Below are 3,434 nucleotides of genomic sequence, written 5' to 3' on the forward strand. Positions count from 1 at the left end.
GGTGAAGCCCAACTCGACGTACACGCTGGGCGCCTGGGTCCGGGGCGGGTACGCCTACCTCGGCGTGACCGGCACGGGGTTACGTCTTCGTCTCCGGCTATGTCCTCCTCCTGCTCGCCTTCGGCGTCCTGCCCACCGGTTACGCCGTGTGGCTGGCGCTGTCCAACTCCCGCAACCAGCTCGTCGGGATCGGCAACTTCACCCGGACGTTCACCGACTACCGCTTCGGACCGGCTTTCCTCCACATCGGCCTGTACCTGGTGGTCTGGCTGGCCGGCCTGATGATCCTGGTGGTGCTGCTCTCCCTGATGCTGCACGGCCGCATGCGCAGGGCCTCCACCACCCTGAGGTTCCTGTTCTACCTGCCGGGGGCCCTCGCCGGAGTGGCGAGTGTGCTGCTCTTCCTGATCCTCCTCGACCCGGCTGCCAGTCCCGTCGGCTGGCTGCTGAAGGGCTTCGGCTGGAACACCCTCGCCCAGGTCAACGCCCCCGGCCACCTGCCGGTGCTCTTCACCGTCATCGCCTTCTGGACCGGGGCGGGCGGCTGGATCGTGGTCATGTACGGCGCGCTCAACAGCATCCCCGACGAAATCCTGGAAGCCGCCCGCATCGACGGCGCCAGCACGCTCCAGATCGCCCTGCGCATCCAGATCCCGATGATCACCAAGTGGATCGCGTACATGCTGATCCTGGCCTTCGCGGCCGGCACCCAGCTCTTCGTCGAGCCGCAACTGGTCTCCCTCGCCAGCTGGGGCATGATCCCCGACAGCTGGTCACCGAACCAGCTCTCCTACCAGTACGCCTTCCAGGCGGGCGACTTCAACGGCGCGGCGGCACTCTCCGTCGACCTCCTCGTCCTTGGACTCGCCTGCGCGGCGCTTGTCGTCTTCCGTACCGGCCTGTTCGACAGGGAGGAAGGATGACCACGGCTCCCACGACCACAGCCCGCCGAACGCCGCCGCCCCGTACGGTCGGCGCCCGCACCAGCCCGAGGAAGCCCATGCGCCGGACGCGCCGCCCACGCTCACTGGCCGCCCGGCTGGCCTGGCTCATCGTCATGGGCCTGGCCGTGCTGTTCTTCTGTGTGCCGGTGGTGTGGCTCCTGCTGGCCACGACCAAGACCGACGGTCAGATCGTGCGGGACAACCCGTTCTCCTTCGGCTCCCTCACCGCGGTCACCGACGCCTGGCACCACCTCTACGCCTTCCAGGACGGCGCCGTCCTCACCTGGCTGAAGAACTCGGCCCTCTACACCTTCGGCGCACTGGCCATCACCCTCGTGACATCGATCCCCGCCGGGTACGCGCTGGCTCTCACCCAGTTCATCGGGCGCCGGATGCTGCTGACCATCACCATGCTGGTGATGCTCATGCCGACAGCCGCGATGGTGCTGCCCCTGTACCTGGGGATGAACGCCGTACACCTGGACGGCACGATCTGGTCGGTCATCCTGCCCTTCTCCTTCTTCCCGTTCGGGGTCTACCTCACCTACATCTACTTCTCCTCCAACGTCCCCGCAGACCTGCTGTCCGCCGCGCGCATCGACGGCTGCTCGGAATGGCAGGTCTTCCGTCTCGTCGCGATGCCGCTGGCCAAGCCCGTGATCGCACTGGTCGGCTTCTTCAACTTCGTCGGCAACTGGAACAACTTCTTCCTGCCGTTCGTGATGCTGCCCGACAGCTCCCAATACCCGGCGCAGGTGGGACTGAACAACCTGCTCGCCGCCTCACCGCTGTTCAACACCTCCAGCGGCGCGGGAAACCAGATCATGCGACCCGAACTGGCCCTGGCCACCCTGGTGACCATCGTGCCGGTCCTGATCGTCTTCCTCTTCTCCCAACGCGCTCTGGTGGCCGGCATGCTCGCCGGCGCGACCAAGGAGTGAGGCAGCAGCCGCACCCTCGGCGCCGCGCCCTAGTGGCTACGCCGCCGTATTGGCGACGCCTCCCACACTCGCCGGAAGGACCCCGATGAAACGGGTTGCCCAGACGATCCGCCTGCGGTCCGAGCACCGTGAGGAGTATCTGCGCCTGCACTCCGCGGTCTGGCCGGGCGTGGAGGCCGCGCTGCGGGCCGCGAACATCCGCAACTACAGCATCTTTCTGCGCGAGGACACGCTGTTCGCCTACTTCGAGTACCACGGCGACGACTTCGAGGCCGACATGGCCGCGATCGGCGCCGACGCGACCACCCTGGCCTGGTGGAAGCTCACCGGCCCCTGCCAGGAGCCCTGGGCCGATACCGGCACCGGGGGCAGCTGGTCGGACCTGACCGAGATCTGGCATCTGAGCGATCCCGGCACACCGTGACACTCACCCCCCAACCGCCATCCCTCGCCCGAGCCACCTGACAACCACCCATGGCAAGGAACACCCAGTGAAACTTCTACGAGTCGGCGCGCCCGGCGAGGAGCGTCCCGCAGTCCGCACCGAGGAAGGCCGGCTGCTCGACCTGGCCTCCGTGACCTCCGACATCGACGGCGCCTTCCTCGCCTCGGACGGTGTCGACCGGGCCCGAGCGGCGGTCGCGACGGGCAGTCTGCCCGAACTGGACCCGGACGGTGTGCGGATCGGTGCCCCTCTCGACCGCCCCGGCAAGATCGTCTGCGTCGGGCTGAACTACCGCGACCACGCCGCCGAGACGGACGCGGCGATCCCCGCGCGGCCGGTGGTGTTCATGAAGGACCCGGGCACGGTGGTCGGACCGTACGACGAGGTGCTGATCCCCCGCGGCTCCGTGAAGACCGACTGGGAGGTCGAGCTGGCGGTCGTCATCGGACGGCGAGCCCGCTACCTCGACGGTCCGGAAGCCGCGCGGGCCGTGATCGCGGGGTACGCGATCAGCCATGACGTCTCGGAGCGGGAGTTCCAGCTGGAGTACTCCCCGCAGTGGGACCTGGGCAAGTCCTGCGAGACCTTCAACCCGCTCGGGCCATGGCTGGTGACCGCCGACGAGGTGGGAGATCCGCAGAACCTCGGGCTGCACCTGAGCGTCAACGGGATGAAGCGGCAGGACGGCCACACCAGCGACATGATCTTCGCGGTCGACCACATCGTGTCGTACCTGAGCCAGTACATGGTCCTGGAGCCGGGCGACGTGATCAACACCGGTACGCCCGCGGGCGTGGCCCTTGGCCTCCCCGGCGCCCCCTATCTCCGCCCCGGCGACACCGTCGAGATCTCGGTCGACGGGCTCGGCGCCCAGCGCCAGACCTTCGGCCAAGCGTGAAAGGCGCCCCCTTGAGCAAGGCGAGTCAGTTGAGCAGTTTGAGCGGCCTGTCAGGGCTCAAGGCCGTCGTCACCGGCGGCGCGTCCGGCATCGGGCTGGCCACGTCCCGGATGCTGGCCGAGCACGGCGCCACGGTGGCCGTCCTCGACCTCGGCCCCTCCGGCGCCCCCGAGCCGCTGATCGCCATCAGGGCCGACCTCGGCGAC

The 3,434-nt window shown here is 68.4% G+C and carries 5 protein-coding genes; all 5 read left to right on the forward strand.

Annotation, left to right across the window (positions count from 1 at the left end; all coding sequences use genetic code 11):
- Positions 1-146 precede the first annotated feature (146 nt).
- Positions 147-923 carry a sugar ABC transporter permease gene (locus ABZ281_RS42895; RefSeq protein ID WP_356663504.1) on the forward strand — a complete coding sequence of 259 codons (777 nt, stop codon included), beginning with the start codon at positions 147-149 and terminating at the stop codon, positions 921-923.
- 77 nt (positions 924-1,000) lie between these two features.
- A complete protein-coding gene (locus tag ABZ281_RS42900; RefSeq protein ID WP_356663510.1) occupies positions 1,001-1,885 on the forward strand; it encodes a carbohydrate ABC transporter permease in 885 nt (294 codons plus the stop codon).
- An 85-nt stretch (positions 1,886-1,970) separates the two neighbouring features.
- Positions 1,971-2,309: an L-rhamnose mutarotase gene (locus ABZ281_RS42905; RefSeq protein ID WP_356663506.1), complete on the forward strand. Its 339-nt coding sequence runs from the start codon at positions 1,971-1,973 to the stop codon at positions 2,307-2,309.
- Positions 2,310-2,376: 67 nt separating this feature from the next.
- Entirely contained in the window at positions 2,377-3,228 is an 852-nt protein-coding gene (locus tag ABZ281_RS42910; protein WP_356663508.1) for a fumarylacetoacetate hydrolase family protein, read from the forward strand.
- A 38-nt stretch (positions 3,229-3,266) separates the two neighbouring features.
- A partial coding sequence (locus tag ABZ281_RS42915) for an SDR family NAD(P)-dependent oxidoreductase (protein WP_356663512.1) occupies positions 3,267-3,434 on the forward strand: 168 nt, incomplete at its 3' end.

It is taken from the genome of Streptomyces sp. NPDC006265 (assembly GCF_040613555.1).
GTDB lineage: Bacteria > Actinomycetota > Actinomycetes > Streptomycetales > Streptomycetaceae > Streptomyces.

Bases quoted from the DNA above. Each gene is read 5' to 3' on its own strand.
- ABZ281_RS42900 (WP_356663510.1), top strand. From the start codon at position 1,001: ATGCGCCGGACGCGCCGCCCACGCTCACTGGCCGCCCGGCTGGCCTGG.
- ABZ281_RS42905 (WP_356663506.1), top strand. From the start codon at position 1,971: ATGAAACGGGTTGCCCAGACGATCCGCCTGCGGTCCGAGCACCGTGAG.